Raw genomic sequence first — 22,944 nt, 5'->3', positions numbered from 1 at the left:
GGTGAACGGTACGCCACGTCGATTCGCCCAGATAACAGCCTGAATTTCATCGTTGAGCTGAGGCAACTTGACTGTTTTGGGCATTCGGACCATCTGAGGCTCGTTGGCACGCCCAACTTGTGCTTGTTGGCAGGCAAAAGCAGTGACGTTGGCAGACCTCACTTGTGTCAACAGCCATGGAGCAAGTTGTGGGCCGGGTTTCTGCGCCTCTTTAATTTTACATAATATACATTGTCTCTTATTGGTGGGTAAAGAAAAAAGGCCGTCAAGCCTTTCCTAGTCACCTACCTGCGCCGCTCGCTGTGTTGCTGCCTTGATCCTCACTGAACTGCACACGCTCCGCACTCTAGCCACGCCCTTGGTGTGTGTCAACCGATGTGGACGAATCCGCACGCCGACCGGGATCGACGAGCACCTTGATGTGTACCTCCTCATGCCAGTTGCAACACCGGGTTGGCGGGCGGCACAGGCATGACCCAGCGATCGGGTTCGGTGAGCACGACCGCAGAAATCTTACCCACCGCGACACCGCCGCGGCCCAGCACCGCATAGCGCAGGATGTTGAGTCGGCCGCTGCCCTGGGCACTGGTCATGCGGTGCCAGCCGGCCTTGATGACCTCGCGCTGCACCTGCAGGCCATCGGTATCGACCTGCGACTGGGGGCCGGTTTCGCTGGCATACAGCTTGAAAATCAGCGGTGACACCAGCGCCATGCCCTCGGCCGTGAAATGAACCGGCGCACCAGCTTCGTTGTATTTGATTTGCCGGCTGGCAAGGCCTTGCTGCAGCCACTGCATGAAGGCCAACGCCATCTGGCTGGGCTCGGCCTTGCGCGCTGCGGCCTCCTGCGGCAACTCGGGCAACTGGGGCGCCAGTAGCACCGGGCCGGGTTCTGCCGGGCCAAACATGGGCTGGACGAGATGCGGCTTGGCACGCACTGGCGTCGAGGCAATTGCTGCAGTTTGGTGCTGTTGGGCTGCTGGTGCAGCTGTTTGCCCTTCGCGCGGTGTGCCTGGCGCAGATTTTTGTGCCTTGGGCGCGGGTTGTGCCGCATGCTGATGGCCGTTCTGCCGTGGTTTGGCGCTCTGGCCGGCATGGGACGGGCCTGGCGCCGTCACGTGCTTGTCGGGCAGTTGCCGCACATCATCGTCATCGCCCAGCAGACCATCGTCCGCATCACAGCCATCGACACCCCCGCCAACGGTGATTTCACCGGTTGGCACAGTCCGGGAAGATTTCGACACAGCTGGTGTGGCCTGGCGCTGGCCCGGCCCTGCAGCATGCTTGGAATTCTTGCCCGCAGGTTCTGCGCCAGCCTTGGGCTTGTTGAATGCTGGCGCACGCAGCTGGGTTCCAGCAGCTGCAGCAGGCTTTTTGCCTTGGATGGGCGCAGCTGTTGCAGCTTCCTGCGGTGCGGTTGGTTCTGCTTCAGTTTCCGGCTCCAGAGTGCGTGGCACAGGCTCCAGGGACGTGGCTGTTGCAGCCTCATCGGCGCTTGCCTGAGCGGACGGATCTTCCTTCGGCCGCTTGTCCCTGACTTCGATGCGCCCAGTCATCACCGGCGGGTACCGGGTTGCATCGTCATAGAGACGCGCCAGCGGAAACCGGAGCATGGTGAGTTGGTGCGAGTAGCCGGCCGCTTCGTCAGCGGCTGCACCGCCCTCGCCCTGCGGCGCACTGGCATTGCCCTGTACCACCACATACCAGACCGCTTGGCCGGTGTGTGGATTGGGCTGGATGCAGCCATATTCCTGCCAGGTGTCGAACAGGCGATCGTTCTTGCTGTCGCCGGGAATGCTCTCCTCGGGCGCATGTTCGCGCAGCCAGGTGCGCACCGCGTCCGCCAGGCGTTTTGCGACAAACCATACCGACCCGTCATGCACCCAGCCCGCAGCTCCGGAACGGTTCAGCGGCAGCGCGGTGCCGCTGGCCAGCATGGCGCGGATGGCCCCCATCAGCAGCTCGATCAAGGGCACGCTGCTTGCGGTGTCGAAACGTGCGCGGCTGCCCGCCAGGAGTGCCTTGGCTGTCGAGGTCTGATCGGCGCGGCTCACAATGCGCGCAACCAGGCTGGTTTTGTCCTGGCCGGACAGGTATTGCGTCAGGGCATCCATGGCCTGCGGCGTGCCAGCCAAGAAAGCCAAGGCCGAGGGTGGTGCAATCTGGCCGAGCAGAGTCAGGGCGAGCTTGCTGTGCGCGCCATAGTCGCGCAAGGACTTCGGCGTGAACTCCACGCGATATTCAGCCTGCGCCCTGCCCTGGGTCAGCTGCACCAGGTTGCCTGCCACTGGCGTCCAGCGCAGCGTCTCACCCATGCCGGAAGCGCGCCACTGGATGCGCAGATCCGTGAGTGGCTTGGCAATGTCATGCAGCAGGGCGGCGTAGAACACCACATAAGTCCACACATCGCGCTCTGCGTCAATCTGCTCTATCTGGGCACCCGAGGGCAGGAAATGCCCGTTGCGCCAGGTTACGGCCGCCAGCACCATCTCCAGCGTATGCGCGAGCAGCCCGCCGGCGTGTGCATGGTGGTGCGATTCCGAGGCTGGCATCAGCTGCACATAGTCGGCAAACCGATGGATGGAGCCCAACAGGTCGCGCTCCCAGACGGGCGCAGCCAGGCGTGACTGCCGCCAGGTGGCGTCGAGCGCCGATTGCGCATGCAATTGCGCCAGCAGTGCCTCGGCATCGAGCACCCTGATCCAGCCCTGGGCCGTGCCCTCCACAGTCGCAGGGCGACCGGGCGCCGTGGTGTCGGTCGTTGGCCTGGCCTGTTGAGGGCCTGCGGCGCGCTGGCTGCTGCTGCGGTGCAGCAGGGCACGGTAACCAGCGATCCAGCGCCGCATCATTGCCCTACTCCAGATTCAGAAACACGCGATGTGTCTCAAGCGGAGGTGTGATCCGGCAGTCGGTCAGATAGACCATCAGCTCATCGCCTGGGCGCGCAAGTTCCACGAAGGACAGCCAGGACTGTTGCAGCGGCACCCAGACCAGGGTATTGCCATCCTGAGACATCCTGCGGCTCCAGTAGGCGCGGTAGCGCAGGAAGTCGAGGCGCAGCAGATCGTCAATGATGCACTGCTTGAGCTGGCCTGCATTGGCCTTGCGCGGCCTGTCTGCGCCGCTGAAGCGCAGCACGTAGGTCGCCAGGAGATCGCGCACGCACAGGCAGGGTTCTTGTCCCGGATCGACCCAGCGCTCGATGCCGTCATAGAAGGACAGCCAGCGCACCATGCGCGGCGTCCAGTGCTCCAGCGCCAGGCTGTGCAGGTGCGCCGCGATCGCAAAGATGGCATGGCTGTGATCGAGTTCATCGCGCCCCCAGTGCGGAAACTCCGGGTTGCTGCGGTGTGGTTCATGCTGGCTGAGCGCCTTGGGTGTCTCCGGTTCGTCGCCCATGGCAGCACCTCCCTGCCCTGCAAGGGCCGTCGCATCTACAAATCGCTGGATCACTGTTGACCAGGCTGCGTGCGCGCAATCGGCGCGATGGAACCGCCCCATGCCAGCAGAACAGTTCAAGAGCCCAATCGTCATACGCGCAGGTGGCGTTACGCTGCCATGCGCAGCTGTGCCGGTTCGCGGTGGCAGGCCGCATGCGTGCCTATTGCCTGCTCCATGCCGCAACTCGCACCTCCGCCGCCTGCGCACAGGTCAATCACCAGCTTGGTGTGCAACGGCAGTTTCGGTTGCGGACTCAGCATGGATCAGTCTCTCTCAAAGGCTTGGTCAACATGGCCCTTTCGATACTGCCGATGGCCTGGCCTGCTGTCAGCCGACTAGCCTCGGAAACGTGACCGAGGGTTAGCGCTTGCAAGCGGGTCGGGTATGTGCTAGGCCCAGCGTCAGACGATTGGCTCATCGAAGGGTCGCGCGCGCTCTGCGCCCCGCCACGCGATTTGTCGCCCTGCGGCAGGGCCGTCAGCGCCCGAGCGCCTCGCGCGGGTGCTGACCGATAGCCCGTAAAACGCCCTTTCCCGTCCCCGTAGGCCATTTCCCGCGCGTGCGACGACTTTAGGAGCACGCGCGGCCCTTTGGATTGGGCCCTTAACCAGTAGAAGGCCGTTTACCCGTCGGCCAGCCGCCCCGGCTGGCCCTGCCGTTTGCCATTTTGCATGGGCCTTTTGGCACGGCAGGTGATCAACGATGCCTGCCCAGGATGCGGCATCTTGATTTGCAAGCATGTTTTGATGCGTCTGTCAAGCGCTTAGCCTCCGTCACGTAACCGAGGGCAAGCGCTGGTTTCGTCAGGCCATCGCGGCAACACTTTTCTCACTGGCGACGCTTCTGGCTTGTCCGAAGTGTCTTTTGCCCGGTGACAACGGCTTGAACCCTCTTGACTGTTCCCTCCCTTGGCTTTGGTTCGCGCTGTCACAGCACTGGAAACGGTGCTGGCCGGGTCTTTCTATTCGGGTGACCCCATGACACTTGCACGCTTTCTGACCGCCCTGGCCTGCACCGCCTGCACCAGCGCCATGGCGCAGCCTGTGGGAATCACCGAACCGCCTGGTAGTGCGGAACTCCCCCTGGGTGTTATCCTGGCCGGCGGTCAGATGCAGGTCGGCCGCTACACCACGACGGTGGCGACCCCTGCAGGCCAGGCGGCCGACCCGCTGGATGTGTTCGTGCGCCTGAGCTATCCGCGCCAGACCGTGAGCACCGTGGGGGACGCGCTGCGCCACACGCTGCTGCGCACTGGCTGGCGCCTGGTGGAGAGCAACGCGCTCACGCCGCAGGCAGCACATCTGCTGGGCCTGCCACTGCCGGAATCACAGCGTCAGCTCGGCCCCTACAAGGCCCGCGCAATTTTGGAGGTACTTACCGGCCCGAGCTGGCGCTGGCATGAAGACCCGATTCAGCGCCTGGTGTGGTTCGAGCAGGCCACGGCGCCCGTGGCGGCGACCACCGATGCGCACGCCGCGTACTGAGACAGGGTGGAACTCATGCACACAGACCCGAACGATCAACTCCTGATACAGGAGCAACAGGCCGAGCAACTGCGGCGCCTGCAACGTGCCGAGCAACAGCGCAGGCAAGAGCACCAGCAGCTGCTGGAAGATCAGGAGCGCGAGGAACAGCGCCTGCTGGAGCAGCGCCAACGCGCCGAAGAGCCCCGCGTGGATCGGGGGGCCAAGGCTGCAGCCCAGACTGTGAATGGCGTCAGTGCCCCTGAGCAGCAGGCACAGGAAGAGGAGCAGCAAGAACCTCGTTCCGCCACATCCGGCTGGTTCAAGCGCCGCATCCAGAAAAAGGACGTTGACGGCGACCAGGACGGCGAGGACGCCGAGGCTGATGATGATCAAGATCGGCCCGTAGCTCAGGAATCCACCAGCTCGACCGGTGGCACGGGTCTTGGCGTCGGTTTCGTGGTCGTTGCGCTGCTCCTGGCCGCTGGCGCAAGTTTTGTCGGCTACCGCTTCTTGAACGGCCAGGCCGACGACCAGCCTGCAGCGGTCGCCAGCGAGGCCAGGACTGCGCCCGCATTGCCGCTGGCAGAACCCCGAGATTCCCGTCCCGCCGTCGTGCAGGCGCCAGGCCATGCCGAGCCACGGCAAGCCGAGCCCGTGGCAGCGAAGCCGCCCGTTGCCCTGCCGGAACCCGCCGATGCGCCCGACGATCTGGCACCAGCCGCCACAGTAGCCGCCACGCCGGCCGGGCCTGCGCAGGCTCCCGCGACCGTAGTCACAGCTGATGCAAAGCCGGCACGTTCCGACACCACAAGTGTTGGTGCAGCGCCTGCGGCGCCCGACGCCCAAAGGGAACAGATACAGGCCCTGGAGCAGCGCGTGGCCCACCTGGAGCAGCAGCTGCAAGGCCAGCAAGCAAACCCACGGCCGGCCCCTGCCAACGTCCGCCCCGCCGGGCAGTACCCGCGCGCAGCAGCAGCGCAGACGCCGACCAGACCCGTGGCCGCGGCACCAAGAGCCACGCCAGCACCAGCACCTGCGGCTCAGGGGCAGCTGCTGGCGATCGATAGCTGGGACGGCCGCCCTTCGGTCGTCGTGGGCACCGGCATGCCCGGTGACCAGCGCGTGCGCGTGCTGCAGCCCGGCGAGTCCTTCAACGGCATTAGCCTGCAGTCGGTCAATGTGCAGGCAGGCAGTGCCACCTTCTCGGCTGCTGGGGGCAAGTCGTTCACGCTGGAACTGCACGAGGCCACCCAATGAAGCACCCCGCACGCACGCCAACGGCCATGGTTGACCTGGCCTGGGCCATCGCCCTGGTGCTGGTGGCAGCGCTGATGGGATCGGGCCTGGCGCATGCACAGAGCGTGGCCCGTACCGAGCAGCAGCGTACCCAGGAGGCCGGCTCGCAGAACAGCTACACGACCCTGAGCGACCGTGATCGACTGCTGGGACAAATCTGGGGCCTGTCGAACGAAGAGATGACGCGTGCCAAGGTGCTGCTGGAGGGGCCGCGCAAGAGCTTTTCCGTGGAGAACCTCTCGCCCGTGGAAGCGTTGGGCATTCACGCACGCACCGACGCCGAGCGGCGCAAGTACGCCGAGATGTTCGCCCGCGCCTTCCATGCGGATGTGGAACGCTCGCTGGCCTGGAACCAGGCATTCACCGAGGCCATGGGGCGCCTCTACCCCAACGAGCCCATCATCGACTACTCGGGAGGCACGCCGGTGGCCGCGCCCGTGGGCGCCGCCGATGCACTGGGCGTGCCGCGCAGCCTGGTGATTGATCAGTCGCCATCGGCCCAGCCACGCCCGCGTCCCGCGAGCAAGCGCTGAGCACCACAGCACAGGCACCGCCATGATCGCCCACCCCTGCCCCTCCCAGCCATGCGGCGCAGCGCTGACACAGCGCCGCGGCCTGCTGGTGCGCGCTGCGGCCCTGCTCGCGGGCGCCGTGGCCTGGCCGGCTCAGGCCCGCGTCAGCGACTGGTTGCCATATCGGGCGGATCAGGTTCAGCGCCTGGAGCCCAGGCTGTCGGGCGAGGCGCATCACGGCACCGCATCCGGGACGCTGCGCATCGATCCGGTCATCACCGACTCTCAGCCTGCCGCGTTCCATCCATCCGTACATCGTCCTGGCAAGGCCAGCGCCACAACTACACCTGGCCTGCAGCCGCCCGGCGCCTACGTGCGCATCGCACGCCAATACCGTGTTGATCCCTGGTTGCTCTACGGCGTAGCGCTCCAGGAATCGCAGCTCAAGTTCGGCGCGCGCACCCTGCCCTATCCATGGACGCTGTGCGTGCGCGGCCGGGGCCTGCGCTATGCCGGCTATGGCGAAACCCTGGCCGCCCTCAAGGGCTATGTGGGCCGGGGCGTGACGAACGTCGATTGCGGTGCCATGCAGGTCAACTGGCGCTGGCATGCCGACAGGCTGGGCAGCTTCGAGCGCGCCCTCGACCCGTACCCGAATCTCAGCGTGGGCGCGCAGATTCTGCGCGGACACTATGACGCGCGTGGCGACTGGCGCCGCGCGATTGCGCTCTACCACACGGGTTCCGACGCCACGGTGGAGACGCGCCAGCGGGGCGAACGCTATGCCGCGCAGACCCTGGCCAGGCTGGAGCGCCTGGGTGTGCGCCATGCCGCTGCGATCGCGGGAGGTCGCCATGGCTAAGTCCACGCACATCCTCGGCATCCTGGCGGCGGGCCTGGCCGGCATGCTGTGCCTGCCCTGGCCGGCGTTGGCCGGCCCCGGCAATTCAGGCCAGCCGCTGCAGGAAATCAACGCCGGCCCCGCCGTTCCCGTGGCGCCCTATCTGAGCCACCTGCTGGCAGGGCAAGACCAGCCGCTCGTGGGCGTGGAGTTTCCGCTGGTCTCACGCCTCAAGCCGGGCCGCCTCAAGACCGGGCTCGGCCCGGTGCTCGATAGCCGCTGGCTCACCGAGCCGGTGTTTGTGATTGGCTCCGACGAGGCATCCATGGCCTGGCTCGCCCGCCACGCCGATGCACTGCGCCGTCTCGGCGCCAGCGGTGTGGTGCTGGCGGCGCAGGACGCCACGGCTTTCAAGCGCGTGCAGCAGCTGGCCAATGAGCACAGCCTGCCGATTACGCATGGCCCGGATCGCTGGCTGGAAGAGCGCCTGCTGGCCCGTAACGCCGGCGTCCTACCCGTGTTGATCCTGCTCGACGGCCATGCCACCCAGGAGCCCACCCCATGAAAAACCATGCCGTCCTGGAGGGCCTGCTGCGCCCGCCCATCGAGCTCTACAGCGCAGGCGTGGCCGGCGGCGTGGCCGTGGTCGCCGCGGCGGCGCCCTGGGCCTTGATGATGCCGCCTGTCCTGGGCTGGGGCGCCGCCGCCATTGCCGGTGGCTTTGCCTGGGTACGCACGCGCCAGGCCCTGGAAGTCATGCACTACCAGCATGGCATGAAGTTCTACAAGGTCACGCGCGTGGCGCCCTCCAAGCTGCCGGTGAGTCAGGAGCTGCTGTACCTGGGCCAGGGCTTTGAGTGGACGCAGCAGCACACGCAGCGCAAGCGTGACGCAATTCAAGTGGACGCCAAGCCCTTCGTGCGGCCAGGGCGGCTGGAACAGTCTCTGCGCCGGCGCGGCGCCGCATGGCAGGAGGCGGCAGGCCAGCCCGAGGCCCGGCCTATGGTGCGCGCCCTGGGGGCGCTGGCCGGGGTGGACAGCTGGCTGAACCCGTTTCGCGCCTATCCCGACCTGGGCGGTTCGCCCATCCTGCACGGCGTGGGCGCCCCGCAGGAGGTTCCGGTGGCCCTGCGCCAGTCTGCGCGCACCGGGCACATGATCGTCATGGGCACGACGCGCGTGGGCAAGACGCGGCTGCTGGAGATGCTGGCGACGCAGGACATCCACGCGGGCAAGGTGACCATCGTCATCGACCCCAAGGGCGATGCCGACCTGATGCTGCGCATGTATGCCGAGGCCAAGCGTGCCGGGCGCCTGGATCGCTTCTACCTGTTCCACCTGGGCTACCCGGATATTTCTGCGCGCTACAACGGCATCGGCAATTTCGCGCGCATCACCGAGGTGGCCACGCGCGCCACCAATGCCCTGCCCTCGTCGGGCAACTCGGCCGCGTTCAAGGAGTTTTCCTGGCGCTTTTCCAACATCGTCGCCCAGGCCCAGGTGGCCCTGGGCCGGGTGCCGACCTATGAGTCGCTGCTCAAGGATGTGACCGGCATCGATGGCCTGTTCCTGGACTACGCCACCATGGTGTTCGAGGGTCTTGCGGCCCAGGGGCGCTTTCCCGATTGGCAGGAGCGCGTGACCATGCTGCAGGCGCAAATTGGCGTCAAGGGCGGCATTCCGGTGCCGCGCAGCCTGCAGGACAGGCCGGCCGAACTGGTGGCCATGTTCCTGTGGATCAAGGAAACCCGGCTCGATGACAAGGTGCTCACCGGCCTGGCCGCGGCCTTCAGCTACGAGCGCAGCTTTTACGAAAAAATCATCGCCAGCCTCGGCCCGTTCCTGGAGAAGCTCACCACGGGCGCCGTGGGCAAGCTCATCAGCCCGGACTACTTCGATCCCGAGGACAAGCGCCCGATCTTCGACTGGATGACCGTGATGCGCCAGGGCGGCATCGTCTATGTGGGTCTGGATGCGCTCTCGGACGCCGTGGTGTCCTCGGCCGTGGGCAACTCCATGCTGGCCGACCTGGTGAGCGTGGGCGGCAAGCTCTACAAGAGCGGGCTTGATCCGCATGACCCCGAGGGCAAGCTCAAGCTGCCCGAGGTCTGCTGCCATTTCGATGAGGTCAACGAGATTGCCGGCCCGGAGTTCGTGCCCATGGTGAACAAGCTGGGTGGCTCGGGGTTTCGGATCACGGCCTACACGCAGTCCATGTTCGACATCGAGGCCAGGGTCGGTGACAGGGCCAAGGCCGGCCAGATTCTGGACAACTTCAACCATCTGGTGATGCTGCGCGTGCGCAGCGTGACCACGGCGAATCTGCTGGCCGAACAGGTGCCGCAGGTGGACGTGGTGCATCTGACGCCCATGTCCGGTGTCACCGACACGGCGGCACAGGGCACAGGCGTGGACTTCACCAGCCGCAATGACGACATCGTCACCAAGACCAAGGCGCCCATGATCGAGGCCGCCGACATCCTGGAGCTGCCCCAGGGCCAGGCCTTTGCGTTGCTGGAGGGCAACCGGCGCTACAAGATCCGCATCCCGCTGGCGGATTCGCGCGGCGATCCCTTCGTGCCCGACTCGCTCAAGAAGGTGGCTTCGGACATGAAGCAGCGCTACCGCACGAGCGAGCAATGGGCCAGGGAAACCGACTGGCTCGGGCAGACCGGCGGCTGGCTGGCCGGCCAACCCCTGGGCGATGCCGGTATCGGCGTGATCGACACCACCCTGGCCGATGCCGATGAGGCCGGTGCCCGGCCCAGGGCCGGCGACGATGGCCCGTCCGGGGCGCTGGGCGATTCGGGCGTGCTCGGCCAGATCATGGAGCGTTCCGCATGACGCCGCGCCCCACCCAAGGCGGCGCTCCGGTGCGCGCCCGCACCCGTGGCCCGGTCGAGCTGACGCTGGAAGTGGCGTTCGGCCTGATCTTCGTCTCGCTGTTTGCCTGGTTCATCGGCGTCATGATCGAACTCGCCGGGCATTACGTTCTGTGGAAGGAAGAAGGCGCCCTGGCGCATTCGCAGCGCATCGTGGCGCAGGACATGGGCTACATCGCGGCGGCGCCGCGCAGCCTGCTGATCGACGACACCGAAGGCTTCGCCCACCGGCTCAACGGCTGGGCCGCCTGGCCCTATGAGCGCCTGGGGGTGCTGGCCTGGTACGGCCGCACGCATGCGCCGGGCCAGGAGCCGGCGGCGCCTGCCAGCCAGCGCAAGGCGTCGGCGCCGCAGCAGCTCGGCCTGGGCCTGCAAAGCGCCACGCGCTCCATCGGCAAGACCGCCAGCTACTGGGCTGTCGTTTCCATGCATGTGGCGCAGGACGTGCTGCTGCGCCTGTCGGTGGCCCTGTTCGCCCTGCCCGCCTTCGCCCTGGCCTGCATCGTCGGCATCGTCGATGGCCTGGTGCGCCGCGACCTGCGCCGCTGGCAGGGCGGGCGCGAAAGCTCCTTTGTCTATCACCACGCCAAGCGCTACACGGGCTGGGCGCTGACGGGCGGCTTCGGCCTGTACCTGACCTGGCCCTTCGGCGGCTTCAACCCGGCATACATGGTGCTGGTGTTCACCGTGCTCGTGGCCGCCACCCTCTCCACCACGGTGGGGAGTTTCAAGAAATACGTCTGACGCAAGCAGATTTCCAGCAAGGAGAACCCACCATGTCCCAAGCGATTCCTACCAACGCAGGCCAGCCCGGCGCCAGTGCCGGTGCCCGAGTGCGCCGCGCCTGGCTGCTGGCCCTGTTCGTGGCCGCGGGCCTGGCCGCGCAGGGCGCGCAGGCCGGCGACGATGACAGCGAGCGCGAGAACCTGGCGCGCATCGCGCACGAGATTGCTCGCCTGCAGGCACAGGTGTCTGCCGCCGCCCAGGACGCGCCGACAGGGCAGCGCGTGAAGTTCCGCTACGACTGGCTGCAGCGCGACCTGCAGATGCTGCGCGAGGGCGTGGAACGCCACGCCGATGCCGCGCGCCAGCCGCGTCCCGTGCCGCCGCTGCGCGGCGACTACCGCCAGTGATGGCACGCGGAGACAACACATGAACCCAGCCATGCGCAGTGCATTCCAGTCGGGATCGGGCATCGACCCCCTGGTTCTCAAGTCCACGCTGGGCCTGATCGCGGTGGCGCTCATCCTCGTGGTCGCCGGCTGGTTCGTGGTGCAGCTCATCGACGCCTACCGCGACGACAGGCTGACCACGGGCGACATGGTTCTTGGTTCGGTGCGATTGCTGATCCTGGTCGCGCTGGTTGTGTTCGTCATCGTTTGAGGGAGGACAGCCGCAGCCAACCCAACACCACATCCCAACACCACAGAACCCGACTTCAAGTGCTTTCGCAACCCTCCCACTTCCAAGGAGAACCTCTCGTGAAACAGCTCTCTCTCAAAAATCTCGCTGCCCGCGCCCGGGACAAGTCCGCCCGCCTGATGCTGGCGCCCGCCGTGGCCCTGCTGTGCAGCCCGGCCTTCGCCGCCCTGCCGACCATGCCCACCCCCGGCCAGGCCATCGGCGGCGGCTCCGTCGCCAGCGGCGACTGGCTGGGCGCCATGGGCGCCTGGTTCAAGGCCGGCGTGACCATCCTCGGCCTGGTGCTCGCCGCCCTGGGCTTCATTTACGTGGTCATGGGCGCGCTTGGAAAGTGGCGCGCCTACTCCATGGGCCGTGCGGAAATCGCCGACCTCAAGGAGTATTTCATCATGGCCGCCGTGCTCGGCGTGTTCCTGGTGATCATGGTCACCTACTCGCTGCAGATCCTGACCTGACCGGCCCGCCCCCAGGAATCAAGCCATGAGCACCCGCACCCGCTCCCAGGCCGCAGCCGATATCGAGGCCGTGCGCCACAAGGCGCCGGTCACCGATCGCGTGAACGTCGAGCCCTCCATCCTCAACGGCATGAACATGCCCGAGGCCCAGGTCATAGGCGCGGTGTCGCTCGTGGTGTTCCTGATCATCGGCGGCCTGGTCTTCTCGGTCACCCGACTGTGGCAGGTCTGGCTGCTGCTGTCGCTGATCGGGCCGACCCTGGCGCTGTGGTTCGGCTCGCTGTACCTGGCGCGCATCAAGCGCGGCCGGCCCGACGCCTACTACACCCAGGCCATCCACCTGTGGCTTGCCCAGCGCAGCCTCGCCAAGCCCAGGTTCATTACCTACCACGGCTGGTGGTCGCTGGGTCGCTCGTTCGACCTGTCGCTCGCCAGTCCTCTCGAACCACCCCAGGAATCGACCAAGCCATGAGCAGCAAGCAACAACTCGATGCGCTCGCCGCCGAGCGCTCCCACAACGCCACGCTGCGCAAGATGATCCTGCTGGTGGCCCTGCTCGGTGGCGTCGGCATGTACATCGCGCATTCCCTGCCAAAGTCCATAGACCTGCATGTGGCGACCGACATGAAGGCCGGCGATACCGTGCATTTCCAGGGCGGCCAGGCCGTGGTGCCGGACGTGAATGTGTATGGCTTCGCCTACTACATCTGGCAGCAGATCAACCGCTGGCAGGCCGATGGCGCCACGGACTACGGCGCGCAGATATTCCGCTTCCAGGCCTATGTGACGCCGAGTTGCCGGGCGCAGCTCGAAGCCGACCTGGACAGCCGCTACCAGGCCGGCGAGCTGCGCGCCCGCACGCGCCAGATGACGGAAATCCCCGGTCTGGGCTACGCCGCCAACCGGGTGCTGCCCGATGGCCAGGCCGCCTGGACGGTGCTGCTGGACATGCAGCTGATGGAGGCCTTCAGGGGCCAGCCCGTCAAGGATGCCTTCATCCGCTACCCGATCCGTGTGGTGCGCTATGACGTGGACAGGGAGCGCAATCCCTGGCGCCTGGCGATCGACTGCTATGGCAGCCACAGGCCCGAACGGCTTGATGTACGCGATGTGCAGGACGCCAGCAGCGGCAAGACCGAGGCCAGCCTCCCCTCCATCGTGACGCCGCCCGCGCTGCCACGCACCACGGGCGATGCCGTCGATCCCCACGCCACGCCCACGGCCACGCCCCTGCAGCACAGCGCTGCATCGGCGCAGTGATCCCGATCCCGCGAGGAAACACCACCATGACCCGTACTGCTTCAAAGCCCAGGCAAGTCCCGGCCCTGGCATGTGCCGTGCTGCTGTCCTGCGCCACTGGCGCCTGGGCGCAGGAGGTATCCGTTGCCACACTGCAGAACGTGCCTGCCGACATGATCGAGCCGGCGCCCGCCGCGCAGCCTGGTGCCATCGACCTGGGACAGAGCCTCACGTCCCCTGGCTCGCCAGGCACCGGCGCCGGCGCCGCCACGGGCGCCGCCAGCCGTGCGGCCAGCGCGGCACGCAAGAGCGACATGCGTACCCGCCGCCCCCCGGCGACTGCGGCCAGCGCCCGCGCCGGCATCGAGCGCGCCGTGTTCGAGCGCCAGCCCGTCGCGGTGCCGCTGCCCGTGGGACGCGAGCGCCTCATCACGCTGCCGGCCCCGGCGGCGCTGCATGTGCCCAGCGACATGGCCAGGGTGGCACGCATCGAGATCATCGACCGCACCATCTATGCCACGGCCCTGGTGCCGTTCACGCCCATTCGCATCGTGGCCGAGCTGATCGACACCGGCCAGCAGCTGCCGATGGACATGGTGGCCGACAAGAGCACGGCAGATGCGCAGGCCGAGCTGGAGGTGTTCGTCGTTGATCCCGCGAACCCGCGCGCAGCCAAGGCCGGCGCCGCGGCCGACGACAGCAGCGATGCCGCACCCGAGCAGCCTGCCGCCGACATGGTGGAGCTGACCCGCCATGCGGCACGCCAGCTGTATGCACCGCGGCGCCTGGCCTGGACGCAGACCGGTGTGCAGCAGGTGGAACTGAACACCGATCCCGTGGATGGCCTGATACCGGGCGCACGCGTCGAAACCGTACCGCTTGGTCAGTGGCGCAGCGGGCAGCTGTATGTGACCGCCGTGCGCGTTACCAACCGTTCGGCCCGCCCGCTGGAGATTCCCCTGGAGGGCATTCGCGGGCGCTGGCTTGCGGCGTCGGCCCAGCATGGCCGTATCGGCCCGGGCGGCAGCGACACCGACACCACGGCGCTGTACCTAGTGTGCGACCGCAGCTTTGCGGCCTGCCTGCGCTGACAAGGAGGCCCGTCATGGCAACCACCAGCAACAAGCTCATCCCCATCGTCGCCGCCGTCGGCATGACCATCGTCGGCGTGGTGCTCTACAAGCAGTTCGCAGGGGACGGCAGCGTCAAGGCAGGCGCCGAAATGACCGCCGTGCCCACGCCGCAACTGCCCAAGACCGATGGCGCGGACAACGACACGCCCACCGAAACCCTGCGCACGGTGACCACCAGCAACGCCGAGCTGCGCTCGGAAGTGGCCAAGGTCATCAAGATCAACAACGACCTGATCGAGGAGAACAGGAAGCTGCGCGAACGCGAGCGCGGCGGTGCCGCCGGGGCCGCGGCCCAGGCCGCCGCGCCTGCGCCGCCCGCTGCGGCCCCGGCGCCAGTGGCTGAGCGCTCACCGCTGGATAGCGCGCTGGACACGGCGGCACAGGCCGCCGACAGCTTCACGCTCGGCCTGCCCAGCCGGGATGCGGCCAAGGGCAAGACCCAGAACCCGCAAACGGGCGCTGGCGCTGCCGGCACCGCTGGCATGGCCGATGAGGCGACCGCCGAGGCCGCGGGTGCCGTGCGCTACAGCGTGTTGCCGCCCATGGGCTATGCGGTGCAGACCGAGCCGGCACGCGGCCAGGGCCCGAACGCGCCGCCCATGACGCGCTATGTGCGCACCATGCACACCGAAGGCCCCGGCACCACAACGGCGCCGGCCGATGGCCCGGCGTCCCAGGCCGCGCGTGCCGCCCAGGACAGGCGCGAGCCGGTGCCGTATTTCACGCTGCCGGAGAACGCCACGCTGGCCGGCGCCACGGCCATGACGGCGCTGATCGGCCGCGTGCCCATCGACGGACGGGTGACCGACCCGATGCAGTTCAAGGCCGTGATCGGCCGCGACAACCTGGCCGCCAATGGTTTCGAGCTGCCGGGGGATGTGTCCGGGATGATAGTGACGGGGGTTGCCATTGGCGACATGGCGCTGTCGTGCAGCGAAGGCCGGGTGCGCTCGGTGACCTTTGTGTTCAACGACGGCTCCATACAGACCGTCTCCGCGCGTGGCGCAGGCTCGCGCAGCATCAACACCGGAGCCGGCGCCAGCAGCAACAGTGATTTGGGTTTCATCAGCGACCTCCACGGCAATCCCTGCATCACGGGCAAGTTCGTCACCAACGCGCCCGCCTATCTGACCGACCTGATCGGCCTGGGCGCGCTGGGCGTGGCCGGCCAGGCCTATTCCGAGGCGCAGCGCACCACCTACAGCGGCATGCAGGGCAGCAGCAGCACGATTACTGGCAGTGCCGGCAGCTACGCCCTGGGCCAGGCCGTGGCCGGCGGCACAAACGAAGTCTCCAAGTGGCTGCTGCAGCGCCTGAAGAACAGCTTTGACGCTGTCATCACGCCCTCGGGCCACCAGCTCGTGGTGCATCTGGACAGGGAGATCCAGATCGACAAGGCGCCCAACGCACGCAAGCTCATCCATCGCAAGCAGGGCGGCCTGCAGCTCGCCCGAGGAGAACACCATGGTCTTGAATGATGTGAGGCGCCTGGGCGCCACCCTGCCTTGCGCGCTGGCCGCGCTGCTGCTGGCCGGCTGCTCGGTCACCGGCTCGCGCGAATCCCCCATCAACGAGGTCACGCGTGGCTCGCCCACGGTCGTGGACATCTATCGCGGGCAGACCGAAGGCGGCACACAGGGAGACGGCGCCAGGCGCGAGGCCGCGCCCCAGGAGCGGCTGCGCTCGCAGTCCCAGGCGCGCCCGATCGCGGCCGGCGACGGCAACACCCAGCGCTACTGGTCGGCCCTGGAGCCGCTGCAACAGCGCTTTGCCCGTGTGCCCAACCCCGACCTGGTGATGGTGGTCTATCCCCATCTGGCCAAGGGCAAGTACCCGGTGCCCGGCTATGTGACCGTGTTCCCGATGTACGAGCAGACCCAGTATGCGCTGCCCGGTGAGGTGGCCGAGGACTTGATCGCCGGACATGCCCGCTACCAGGGTTCCGAGACTGCGGCCAAGAACACCAGCGCCAAGGCGCCGCGCCAGCCCTGAGCCGGGCTGCTACAGCTACAGACAGGGAGACTTGCATGGAACTGATACAGAAACTCGGCCTGGGACTGTTCGGCCTGGGTGCGCGGCGCGCATCCACGGGCAGCGGTGCGCAGGGCGACGCCAGGGCGCGCGGCCGCGAGGCCCGGCAGGAGCGGGACAGCAGCGACAGCCAGCAGCGCAGCGCCAAGCCGGGGCGTGGCGAAACCGTGGGGCAACGCCGCCGCATGGCAATGCGCCCGCCATCGTTCACGGACATGCTGCCCTATGTCTCCTATGACGGCGACGAGCAGGTTTTTGTGCTCAAGGATGGCTCCACCCTGGGCGTATTCTTCGAGCTGACCGCCGTACCCACCGAGGCCCAGGCACTGGACTTCCTGGTTGATCGCGCCAACAAGGTGCAGGAAGCGTTGCAGGCCCTGCCCGAGTCCGATGCCTCGCCCTGGATCGTGCAGTTCTTCCTCAACGATGACCGCAACATCGACGGCCTCAATGGCGCGCTGCGCGACTACATCGCCGCTCAGCACGGCCGCTACCCTGAGCGGGCCAGCAACGTCCTGCAGTCCCCGTTCACGCGCTCGGTGCTGTCCGAGGTGGCAGAACATATCGATCTGGCATCGCGCCCGCAGGGCCTGTTCACCGATACCCAGGTGACGGGCCAGGTCTGGCGCGGCCAGCAGCGGCGCGTGCGCTGCTGTCTCTACAAGCGCTTTGCCTCGCTGGCCGAAGACCCCTCGCCCGCCACCACGCAGATCGAGGCCGTCGCCGTGACCTTGACCGCCACGCTCAGCGAGGCCGGGGTGAAAACACGCCGTTGCAACGGGCGTGACCTCTATGAATGGCTGCTGCCCTTCTTCAACCGCGATGTGCCCTGGGCGCAGAGCGATGCGGGCCTGATGCGCCTGGCGCCCTACCCCGGCGACGATCCCCAGCAGGCCGGGCAGACCGGCAGCATGGCCGGCGCCGCTGCGGCCCCCATCTTTGGCTGGGACATGGCCGAGCTGCTCACCCTGTCGGAGCCCTATTCGGACGTACAGGATGGCCTGTTCGAGTTCGATGGCGTGCCGGTGAAGGCCCTGGTACTGCAGTCCATGCGTTCATCGCCGCAGATCGGGCATTTCTCAGCGGAGCTGCAAAGCGGCAACGAGGCCTTCGCGCGCTTTGACCGCCTGCCGGCCGGCTCCATGCTGTCGATCTCGATCACGGTGGAGCCGCAGTACAAGCTGGAGCGCCATATTGAGCGCATCCGCGACTCCTCGCGTGCGCGCAATGCCCTGGCCATGGAGACACACCGCGAATGCGAGCTGGTGTTGCACCGCATGGTCGAGGGCGACAAGCTGTTTCCGATGATGGTCACGCTGTATGTGACCGGGCCGAACCGCGAAGCCCTGGAGACGGCGGTATCCCAGACAAATGCCCTGCTGGTGCCCACCGGCCTGCGCTTCGTCCATCCACGCCAGGATCTGGTGCCGCTGGACGGCTTCATGCGCGGCCTGCCGTTCAACTTCGACCCGGCCTTCGACAACCGCGCCCTGCGCCGCTCGCGCCTGACCTTTGCCTCACAGATCGCGGCGCTGCTGCCCGTCTATGGGCGGGCACGCGGCACGAACCATCCGGGCTTCTGGTTCTGGAACCGGGGCGGCGAGCCCATCTGGATCGACCCGCTGAACAAGCATGACCGCAAGAAGAACGCCCATATGCTGGTGCTCGGGCCTACCGGCGCAGGCAAATCGGCCACGCTGAACTACCTGGCGATGATGATGATGGCCATCCACCGGCCGCGCCTGGTGATCGTCGATGCCGGGCGCTCGTTCGGCCTGCTGCTGGACTATTTCCGCACCATGGGCCTGTCCACCCATTCGGTGACGCTCAGCAGCGAGGCCGACGTGTCGCTGCCGCCCTTCGTGCATGCCAATCGCCTGCTCGATGACGCGGACATCATGACCTCCTTCGATGCGGCCGAGCGCCAGGCGCGCATCAACGCCGGCCTGCCCGACGCACCGGTCATGGACGCGCTGCTGGGCGACAGCGATGCGGCGCAGCCCGGTGCGGCAATGAACTCAGACCCGGAGCAATCCGAGGGCGAGGACGACCAGGCCGCCACGGACAAGCGCGACCTGCTCGGCGAGATGCTGATCGCCGCCATCATGATGATCACGGGTGGCGAGAGCGGCGAAACCGCGCGCATGGGCCGTGCCGACCGCTACCTGATCTCGCGCGCCATCATCCGCGCGGCGACGCGCGCACGCGAGGAAGGTCGGCGGCACCCGCTCGCGCATGACGTGGCGATTGAGCTCATGGGCATGCACAAGGACGCCACCCTGTCCGGGCCGCGCCAGATCCGTGCCGAGGAAATGGGCCAGTCCATGATGAGCTTCACCCAGGGCCTGCGCGGCAAGCTGTTCAACCGCGAAGGCCAGGACTGGCCGGATGCAGACGTGACCCTGGTGGAAATGGGCACGCTGACCCAGGACGGCTATGGCGACGCCCTGGCCGTGGCCTACACCAGCCTGCTCGATTCGGTGCAGTCGCGTGGTGAGCGCTTCGTGGCCGAGGACAGGCCCATCATCTTCCTCACCGACGAGGGCCACCTGATCACGACCAACGACCTGCTCGGCCCGAAGATTGCCAAGGGCACGAAGATGTGGCGCAAGCTGAACATCTGGTTCTGGCTGGCGACGCAGAACCTGAAGGACTTCCCCGGCAGCATGGATCGCGTGCTGTCCATGTGCGAATACTGGATGCTGCTGACCATGGACAAGTCGGAGATCGAGGAGGTCACGCGCTTCCGAACTCTGACGCCCGAGCAGCGCAAGCTGATGGAATCGGCGCGCAAGGAGCCGCCCAAGTACACCGAAGGGGTGATGATTTCCGCGACCGGCCAGTTCCTGTTCAGGAACGTGCCACCGGCCCTGCCGATTGCACTGGCGATGACCGAGGGTCACGAAAAAGCCCAGCGCAGGCGTCTCATGGAGCAGCATGGCTGCACCGAGATGGAGGCCGCCATGATGGTGGCGCGCGAACTGGCGAGGACACGCTCATGACATGCCACCACCGGCTCGCATGCACGCTTGCCGCCCTGCTGCTGGCCGGCGCCGCTCATGCCCAGGGTGGTGCGGCAGGGGTCATGACGGTGGAGGTGTTCGCCAACTCGGCGATGCTGGTCACGCCCGAGCCATCGCCCGCCCTGCCCTACCAGCTCAAGGTGTACCGGCTCGATGCCATGCGCAACATCGAGGCCGCGATCAACCAGAACCTGCCCCAGACCGAGGCCGAGGCGCAGCAGTGGATAGCGGCCAACGAGGCGCGCATCCGCCGCCAGGTGCAGCCGCAGGTGGAATCGGCCGCCCAGGGCCTCACGCTGGCCGCCAACTACCGGCTCAGCCGCATTCCGGCCATCGTCATCAACCGCAAGACCGTGGTCTATGGCATCACGGACGTGCACCAGGCCCTGGAGCTGGCGCGCCGCCAGCCGGGAGGCAAGCCATGACCATCCGCACGGCCCTGCAGCAGCTGGCCCGTCGCTGCCTGCTGGCCCCATTGGTGTTGGCCCTGGCCTGTTCCATGGCGTTGCCTGCGCGGGCAGACACCATCACCACGCCGATGATCCTCACCAAGACCATCGCCGCCATGCCCAGCTGCCTCAGCTACCGGGTCAAGGGCATTTGCTTCTTCCTGTACTGCACCCTCAAGGGCTGCACCATTCGCACGTCGATACGCATCAGCCACTATGTGCCCGATGCGATCGTCAGCAGCTACCACGAGCCTCTGACCCACCCCTGGCTGGACATCGGCAAGCCACTGGCGGCGACCATGAGTGCCGTCGGCGCGGCGATGATGGGCATGCCGGTCGATGCCTCGTCCAGCTCGGCGCGCGAGCACCGGGAAATGGCCACGTTCAAGAGCGTGGACGCCATCGGCAACCCTGCAGGCATGATCCTGGCCACGCTCGCCAGCGGCACCCTGCCCGATCTGCCCAGTGCCTTTGGCGTGCCAGGGGTCGGCGAGCTGATGAAATTCCCCTATCAGGAGCTGCCCAGCATCCAGCAGCAATGGCTGTCCGTGCCGGGGACGCTCACCAACAACGTCCTGGCCGGCGCCGCCAGCCTGGCCAAGGCGCCTGCCGACATCCTGGGCAAGATTGGCGCCGTTCCCGGCTATCTGGGCAAGCTGCAGTCGGCCGTCGGCAATGTCGGCAGCCTCATGAACGCGGGCATGAAGCTAGGCGATCTGGGCATCACGGTTTCCAAGCTGACGGGGGTGGATCTGGGGCCGCTGCAGAGCGTCATGCAGATCGCCCAGGTCGCCAGTGGCGGCGGCTACCCGCTCGGTTCACTGTTCTGTCCCGGCTCGGCATCGGCCTTCACGCTGCATTTCCAGTCGGATCTGGATTCGCTGTTCTGGCGTGAGCTGATTCCCGTAGAAATGCTCTACCCGGCAAGCTGGATTCCCACGATGCAAGAGGTCAGCAAGTCGCCTGCACTCAGCACCTGGGGCGGACGCTATCCGCGCACCGGAAAACTGGTGCAGTCGCACCCGGTCAAGGCCTCGGCGGTGTATGCCGAACGGGTGGCATCCATCATCACCAGAAGCGCCCAGCCGCATATCTACGCGCCGCTGTCGCCTGGCGGTGGTTTCAAGTATTTCTCGCAGTTCAGTGGCAGGCGCTGGCAGATGCTGTCGCCCTCCAGCACCTCCTGCATCGAGTTCGGTGACAACGACTCGTTGTCACTGGCCTCATTCGGCGACTTCAAGACCAGCTCCACGGACGGCTATGTCTGGAACCTCTGGCACAACTACGACTGCTGCCAGCGCCGTGGCATCTACCTTTTCTCGGTTCCCTGACCACGGAGTAAGGCAATGCCTGCTTTGTCACACACCTATCCCCCAGCCTTGCGCCTGCTGTCGGCGGCCGTCATGGGCGTCCTGCTGTGCCATGCCCCGGCGCAGGCTCAGCCGGTGAACAACTCATCGCTCTATTACCGCATGGGCGGCGGCTCGCCGGGTGGCGCGGCGGCCTACCGCGGGCAGCTGGCCAACACTCTGGGCATACAGGGCAACTTGCGGTTGAATTACTCCTGCGGCAAGTTCGACATCGGCCTGTCCTGGTCGAACCTGATGAACGGGTTCAGCAGCCTGGGCACGCAGGTCAGCAATGCGGTGAAGGCCGGCATCGCCTCGCTGCCGCTGTATGTGCTGCAACGTGCCCAGCCGGGCCTCTACCAGCTTTTCCAGAACTACTCGCTCAAGGCCGACACCATGATCGGCGCCGCGCTCAAGACCTGCGAGGAGATGGAGGCCGTCATCCGCCAGGGTCAGAATCCGTATGAGGATTGGGTGAAGATGGCCCAGGGCGACCTGTGGAAGATCAAGGCCACGGCCGGGGGGGACGTGGTACAGGCCAAGCTCGACCTGACCAAAAACGACCAGGCCCATATCCGCGGCATACCCTGGTTCGGCGGGCTCGCCGGCGGCGCCTCTTCGAGGCCCATCTCTCCCATCCATGACATCTCGATCGCGGGCTACAACGTCACGTTGAACAAGCCGGCCACGGCATCGCCGACCACCAACTATTCCGCAAGTGCCCTGGAAAAGGATGCCCGCCTGGTGCGGGCCTTCCCCACGCCCAACGACCTGGCCAAGTTCACCACCGAGGTGCTGGGCGACAAGCGCATCTACACCTGCACGGAAGGTACATCCGGCTGTCCCACCCCGACCACCGTGACCACGGCCACGGGCCTGGGCCCTAAGTACGAGGACGAGTACAACCTGGTGGCGCCAAAGCTGAATGTCCTCGCCAGTTCCGGCACGGGGGCGGGAACACCTGCCACCTATGCGGAGCTTCAGACCATCGCCGCGCCCGGCATGGCCGTGAGCCCGCAGCTGCTCGATGCGCTGCGCCGCCTGCCGGTGGAGACGCGCAGCATCGCAGTGAATCGCCTGTCCCAGGAGCTGGCCATGCACCGCGTGATCGACAAGGCGCTGGTGGCGCGCGCGGCCCTGCTGACCGGCATCAGCCTGCCCGAGGTGGCCGGGGCCGGCGACGCCATCCGCGACACCCAGGAAACCATCAACCGCCTGACGCGCTACATCGACGACCTGATGTACGAGTCACGCATCCGCAAGGAGCTGACGGCCGAGACGGCGCTGGCCATCATGGGCGGCCAGCTGCAGGCCGATACCCAGGCGATGCGCGTACCGGATGGCCGCAGGCCCGACCCCGCGCCGCTGGACAACGGTCGCGTCAAGCCATGAGCCTGGAGCGGAA

General features: G+C 66.9%; 21 protein-coding genes. 19 read left to right on the top strand and 2 right to left on the bottom strand.

Features of this window, described 5'->3' with window-relative positions; genetic code table 11:
- Nucleotides 1-431: 431 nt before the first annotated feature.
- Nucleotides 432-2,849: a MobH family relaxase gene (gene mobH / locus KIT53_RS02220; RefSeq protein WP_297746890.1), complete on the bottom strand. Its 2,418-nt coding sequence runs from the start codon at nucleotides 2,847-2,849 to the stop codon at nucleotides 432-434.
- A gap of 4 nt (nucleotides 2,850-2,853) precedes the next feature.
- Complete coding sequence (locus KIT53_RS02215) at nucleotides 2,854-3,399, bottom strand: hypothetical protein (protein ID WP_297746887.1); 546 nt, start codon at nucleotides 3,397-3,399, stop codon at nucleotides 2,854-2,856.
- A 1,019-nt stretch (nucleotides 3,400-4,418) separates the two neighbouring features.
- Here KIT53_RS02215 and KIT53_RS02210 point away from each other — a divergent pair.
- The 19 genes from KIT53_RS02210 (at nucleotide 4,419) to KIT53_RS02120 (ending at nucleotide 22,931) form a co-directional block, all read left to right on the top strand.
- Nucleotides 4,419-4,925, top strand: coding sequence for a hypothetical protein (locus KIT53_RS02210; protein ID WP_297746884.1), 507 nt, complete (start codon nucleotides 4,419-4,421; stop codon nucleotides 4,923-4,925).
- Between the two features lie 6 nt (nucleotides 4,926-4,931).
- Nucleotides 4,932-6,164, top strand: a complete 1,233-nt coding sequence (locus tag KIT53_RS02205) for a hypothetical protein (protein WP_297746882.1) — start codon at nucleotides 4,932-4,934, stop codon at nucleotides 6,162-6,164.
- Nucleotides 6,161-6,736 carry a hypothetical protein gene (locus KIT53_RS02200; protein WP_297746879.1) on the top strand — a complete coding sequence of 192 codons (576 nt, stop codon included), beginning with the start codon at nucleotides 6,161-6,163 and terminating at the stop codon, nucleotides 6,734-6,736. The genes KIT53_RS02205 and KIT53_RS02200 overlap by 4 nt, the downstream gene beginning before the upstream one ends.
- A gap of 22 nt (nucleotides 6,737-6,758) precedes the next feature.
- Nucleotides 6,759-7,577, top strand: a complete 819-nt coding sequence (locus tag KIT53_RS02195; protein ID WP_297746876.1) for a transglycosylase SLT domain-containing protein — start codon at nucleotides 6,759-6,761, stop codon at nucleotides 7,575-7,577.
- Nucleotides 7,570-8,121 carry a DUF2859 domain-containing protein gene (locus tag KIT53_RS02190; RefSeq protein WP_297746873.1) on the top strand — a complete coding sequence of 184 codons (552 nt, stop codon included), beginning with the start codon at nucleotides 7,570-7,572 and terminating at the stop codon, nucleotides 8,119-8,121. The genes KIT53_RS02195 and KIT53_RS02190 overlap by 8 nt, the downstream gene beginning before the upstream one ends.
- The gene (gene traD / locus KIT53_RS02185) at nucleotides 8,118-10,400 is read left to right on the top strand and encodes a type IV conjugative transfer system coupling protein TraD (RefSeq protein WP_297746870.1); all 2,283 of its coding nucleotides are present in this window, start codon (nucleotides 8,118-8,120) and stop codon (nucleotides 10,398-10,400) included. The genes KIT53_RS02190 and traD overlap by 4 nt, the downstream gene beginning before the upstream one ends.
- On the top strand, nucleotides 10,397-11,182 hold the full coding sequence (locus KIT53_RS02180; RefSeq protein ID WP_297746866.1) for a TIGR03747 family integrating conjugative element membrane protein: 786 nt from the start codon (nucleotides 10,397-10,399) through the stop codon (nucleotides 11,180-11,182). Before traD ends, KIT53_RS02180 begins: the two co-directional genes overlap by 4 nt.
- A gap of 32 nt (nucleotides 11,183-11,214) precedes the next feature.
- Nucleotides 11,215-11,571, top strand: coding sequence for an RAQPRD family integrative conjugative element protein (locus tag KIT53_RS02175; RefSeq protein ID WP_297746863.1), 357 nt, complete (start codon nucleotides 11,215-11,217; stop codon nucleotides 11,569-11,571).
- Nucleotides 11,572-11,590: 19 nt separating this feature from the next.
- The gene (locus KIT53_RS02170; RefSeq protein ID WP_297746860.1) at nucleotides 11,591-11,821 is read left to right on the top strand and encodes a DUF3262 family protein; all 231 of its coding nucleotides are present in this window, start codon (nucleotides 11,591-11,593) and stop codon (nucleotides 11,819-11,821) included.
- Between the two features lie 98 nt (nucleotides 11,822-11,919).
- On the top strand, nucleotides 11,920-12,315 hold the full coding sequence (locus tag KIT53_RS02165) for a DUF2976 domain-containing protein (protein WP_297746857.1): 396 nt from the start codon (nucleotides 11,920-11,922) through the stop codon (nucleotides 12,313-12,315).
- 25 nt (nucleotides 12,316-12,340) lie between these two features.
- Nucleotides 12,341-12,787 carry a TIGR03750 family conjugal transfer protein gene (locus KIT53_RS02160; protein WP_297746854.1) on the top strand — a complete coding sequence of 149 codons (447 nt, stop codon included), beginning with the start codon at nucleotides 12,341-12,343 and terminating at the stop codon, nucleotides 12,785-12,787.
- Nucleotides 12,784-13,575: a PFL_4703 family integrating conjugative element protein gene (locus KIT53_RS02155; RefSeq protein WP_297746851.1), complete on the top strand. Its 792-nt coding sequence runs from the start codon at nucleotides 12,784-12,786 to the stop codon at nucleotides 13,573-13,575. Before KIT53_RS02160 ends, KIT53_RS02155 begins: the two co-directional genes overlap by 4 nt.
- Before the next feature lie 26 nt (nucleotides 13,576-13,601).
- Entirely contained in the window at nucleotides 13,602-14,645 is a 1,044-nt protein-coding gene (locus KIT53_RS02150) for a TIGR03749 family integrating conjugative element protein (RefSeq protein ID WP_297746848.1), read from the top strand.
- A gap of 14 nt (nucleotides 14,646-14,659) precedes the next feature.
- Nucleotides 14,660-16,165 (top strand): TIGR03752 family integrating conjugative element protein, encoded by a 1,506-nt coding sequence (locus KIT53_RS02145; protein ID WP_297746845.1) that lies wholly within the window; start codon nucleotides 14,660-14,662, stop codon nucleotides 16,163-16,165.
- Nucleotides 16,152-16,679 carry a TIGR03751 family conjugal transfer lipoprotein gene (locus KIT53_RS02140; protein WP_297746842.1) on the top strand — a complete coding sequence of 176 codons (528 nt, stop codon included), beginning with the start codon at nucleotides 16,152-16,154 and terminating at the stop codon, nucleotides 16,677-16,679. The genes KIT53_RS02145 and KIT53_RS02140 overlap by 14 nt, the downstream gene beginning before the upstream one ends.
- Nucleotides 16,680-16,714: 35 nt before the next feature.
- Nucleotides 16,715-19,720, top strand: coding sequence for a conjugative transfer ATPase (locus KIT53_RS02135; RefSeq protein WP_297746839.1), 3,006 nt, complete (start codon nucleotides 16,715-16,717; stop codon nucleotides 19,718-19,720).
- Entirely contained in the window at nucleotides 19,717-20,166 is a 450-nt protein-coding gene (locus KIT53_RS02130) for a TIGR03757 family integrating conjugative element protein (RefSeq protein WP_297746836.1), read from the top strand. Before KIT53_RS02135 ends, KIT53_RS02130 begins: the two co-directional genes overlap by 4 nt.
- Nucleotides 20,163-21,521, top strand: a complete 1,359-nt coding sequence (locus KIT53_RS02125) for a TraU family protein (protein ID WP_297746833.1) — start codon at nucleotides 20,163-20,165, stop codon at nucleotides 21,519-21,521. Before KIT53_RS02130 ends, KIT53_RS02125 begins: the two co-directional genes overlap by 4 nt.
- 15 nt (nucleotides 21,522-21,536) lie before the next feature.
- Nucleotides 21,537-22,931 carry an integrating conjugative element protein gene (locus KIT53_RS02120; protein ID WP_297746830.1) on the top strand — a complete coding sequence of 465 codons (1,395 nt, stop codon included), beginning with the start codon at nucleotides 21,537-21,539 and terminating at the stop codon, nucleotides 22,929-22,931.
- Nucleotides 22,932-22,944 lie beyond the last annotated feature (13 nt).

The organism is Hydrogenophaga sp. (genome assembly GCF_026125785.1).
Lineage (GTDB): Bacteria > Pseudomonadota > Gammaproteobacteria > Burkholderiales > Burkholderiaceae_C > Hydrogenophaga.
This window is presented reverse-complemented; position numbering and strand designations above follow the sequence as displayed.

Excerpts from the sequence above, each read along its gene's own strand:
- KIT53_RS02160 (WP_297746854.1), top strand. The coding sequence starts at position 12,341 with ATGAGCACCCGCACCCGCTCCCAGGCCGCAGCCGATATCGAGGCCGTG.
- KIT53_RS02215 (WP_297746887.1), bottom strand. The coding sequence starts at position 3,399 with ATGGGCGACGAACCGGAGACACCCAAGGCGCTCAGCCAGCATGAACCA.
- KIT53_RS02195 (WP_297746876.1), top strand. The coding sequence starts at position 6,759 with ATGATCGCCCACCCCTGCCCCTCCCAGCCATGCGGCGCAGCGCTGACA.
- KIT53_RS02130 (WP_297746836.1), top strand. The coding sequence starts at position 19,717 with ATGACATGCCACCACCGGCTCGCATGCACGCTTGCCGCCCTGCTGCTG.
- KIT53_RS02120 (WP_297746830.1), top strand. The coding sequence starts at position 21,537 with ATGCCTGCTTTGTCACACACCTATCCCCCAGCCTTGCGCCTGCTGTCG.
- KIT53_RS02175 (WP_297746863.1), top strand. The coding sequence starts at position 11,215 with ATGTCCCAAGCGATTCCTACCAACGCAGGCCAGCCCGGCGCCAGTGCC.
- KIT53_RS02180 (WP_297746866.1), top strand. The coding sequence starts at position 10,397 with ATGACGCCGCGCCCCACCCAAGGCGGCGCTCCGGTGCGCGCCCGCACC.
- KIT53_RS02155 (WP_297746851.1), top strand. The coding sequence starts at position 12,784 with ATGAGCAGCAAGCAACAACTCGATGCGCTCGCCGCCGAGCGCTCCCAC.
- KIT53_RS02140 (WP_297746842.1), top strand. The coding sequence starts at position 16,152 with ATGGTCTTGAATGATGTGAGGCGCCTGGGCGCCACCCTGCCTTGCGCG.
- KIT53_RS02210 (WP_297746884.1), top strand. The coding sequence starts at position 4,419 with ATGACACTTGCACGCTTTCTGACCGCCCTGGCCTGCACCGCCTGCACC.
- KIT53_RS02200 (WP_297746879.1), top strand. The coding sequence starts at position 6,161 with ATGAAGCACCCCGCACGCACGCCAACGGCCATGGTTGACCTGGCCTGG.
- mobH (WP_297746890.1), bottom strand. The coding sequence starts at position 2,849 with ATGATGCGGCGCTGGATCGCTGGTTACCGTGCCCTGCTGCACCGCAGC.
- KIT53_RS02145 (WP_297746845.1), top strand. The coding sequence starts at position 14,660 with ATGGCAACCACCAGCAACAAGCTCATCCCCATCGTCGCCGCCGTCGGC.
- KIT53_RS02190 (WP_297746873.1), top strand. The coding sequence starts at position 7,570 with ATGGCTAAGTCCACGCACATCCTCGGCATCCTGGCGGCGGGCCTGGCC.
- KIT53_RS02125 (WP_297746833.1), top strand. The coding sequence starts at position 20,163 with ATGACCATCCGCACGGCCCTGCAGCAGCTGGCCCGTCGCTGCCTGCTG.
- traD (WP_297746870.1), top strand. The coding sequence starts at position 8,118 with ATGAAAAACCATGCCGTCCTGGAGGGCCTGCTGCGCCCGCCCATCGAG.
- KIT53_RS02135 (WP_297746839.1), top strand. The coding sequence starts at position 16,715 with ATGGAACTGATACAGAAACTCGGCCTGGGACTGTTCGGCCTGGGTGCG.
- KIT53_RS02150 (WP_297746848.1), top strand. The coding sequence starts at position 13,602 with ATGACCCGTACTGCTTCAAAGCCCAGGCAAGTCCCGGCCCTGGCATGT.
- KIT53_RS02170 (WP_297746860.1), top strand. The coding sequence starts at position 11,591 with ATGAACCCAGCCATGCGCAGTGCATTCCAGTCGGGATCGGGCATCGAC.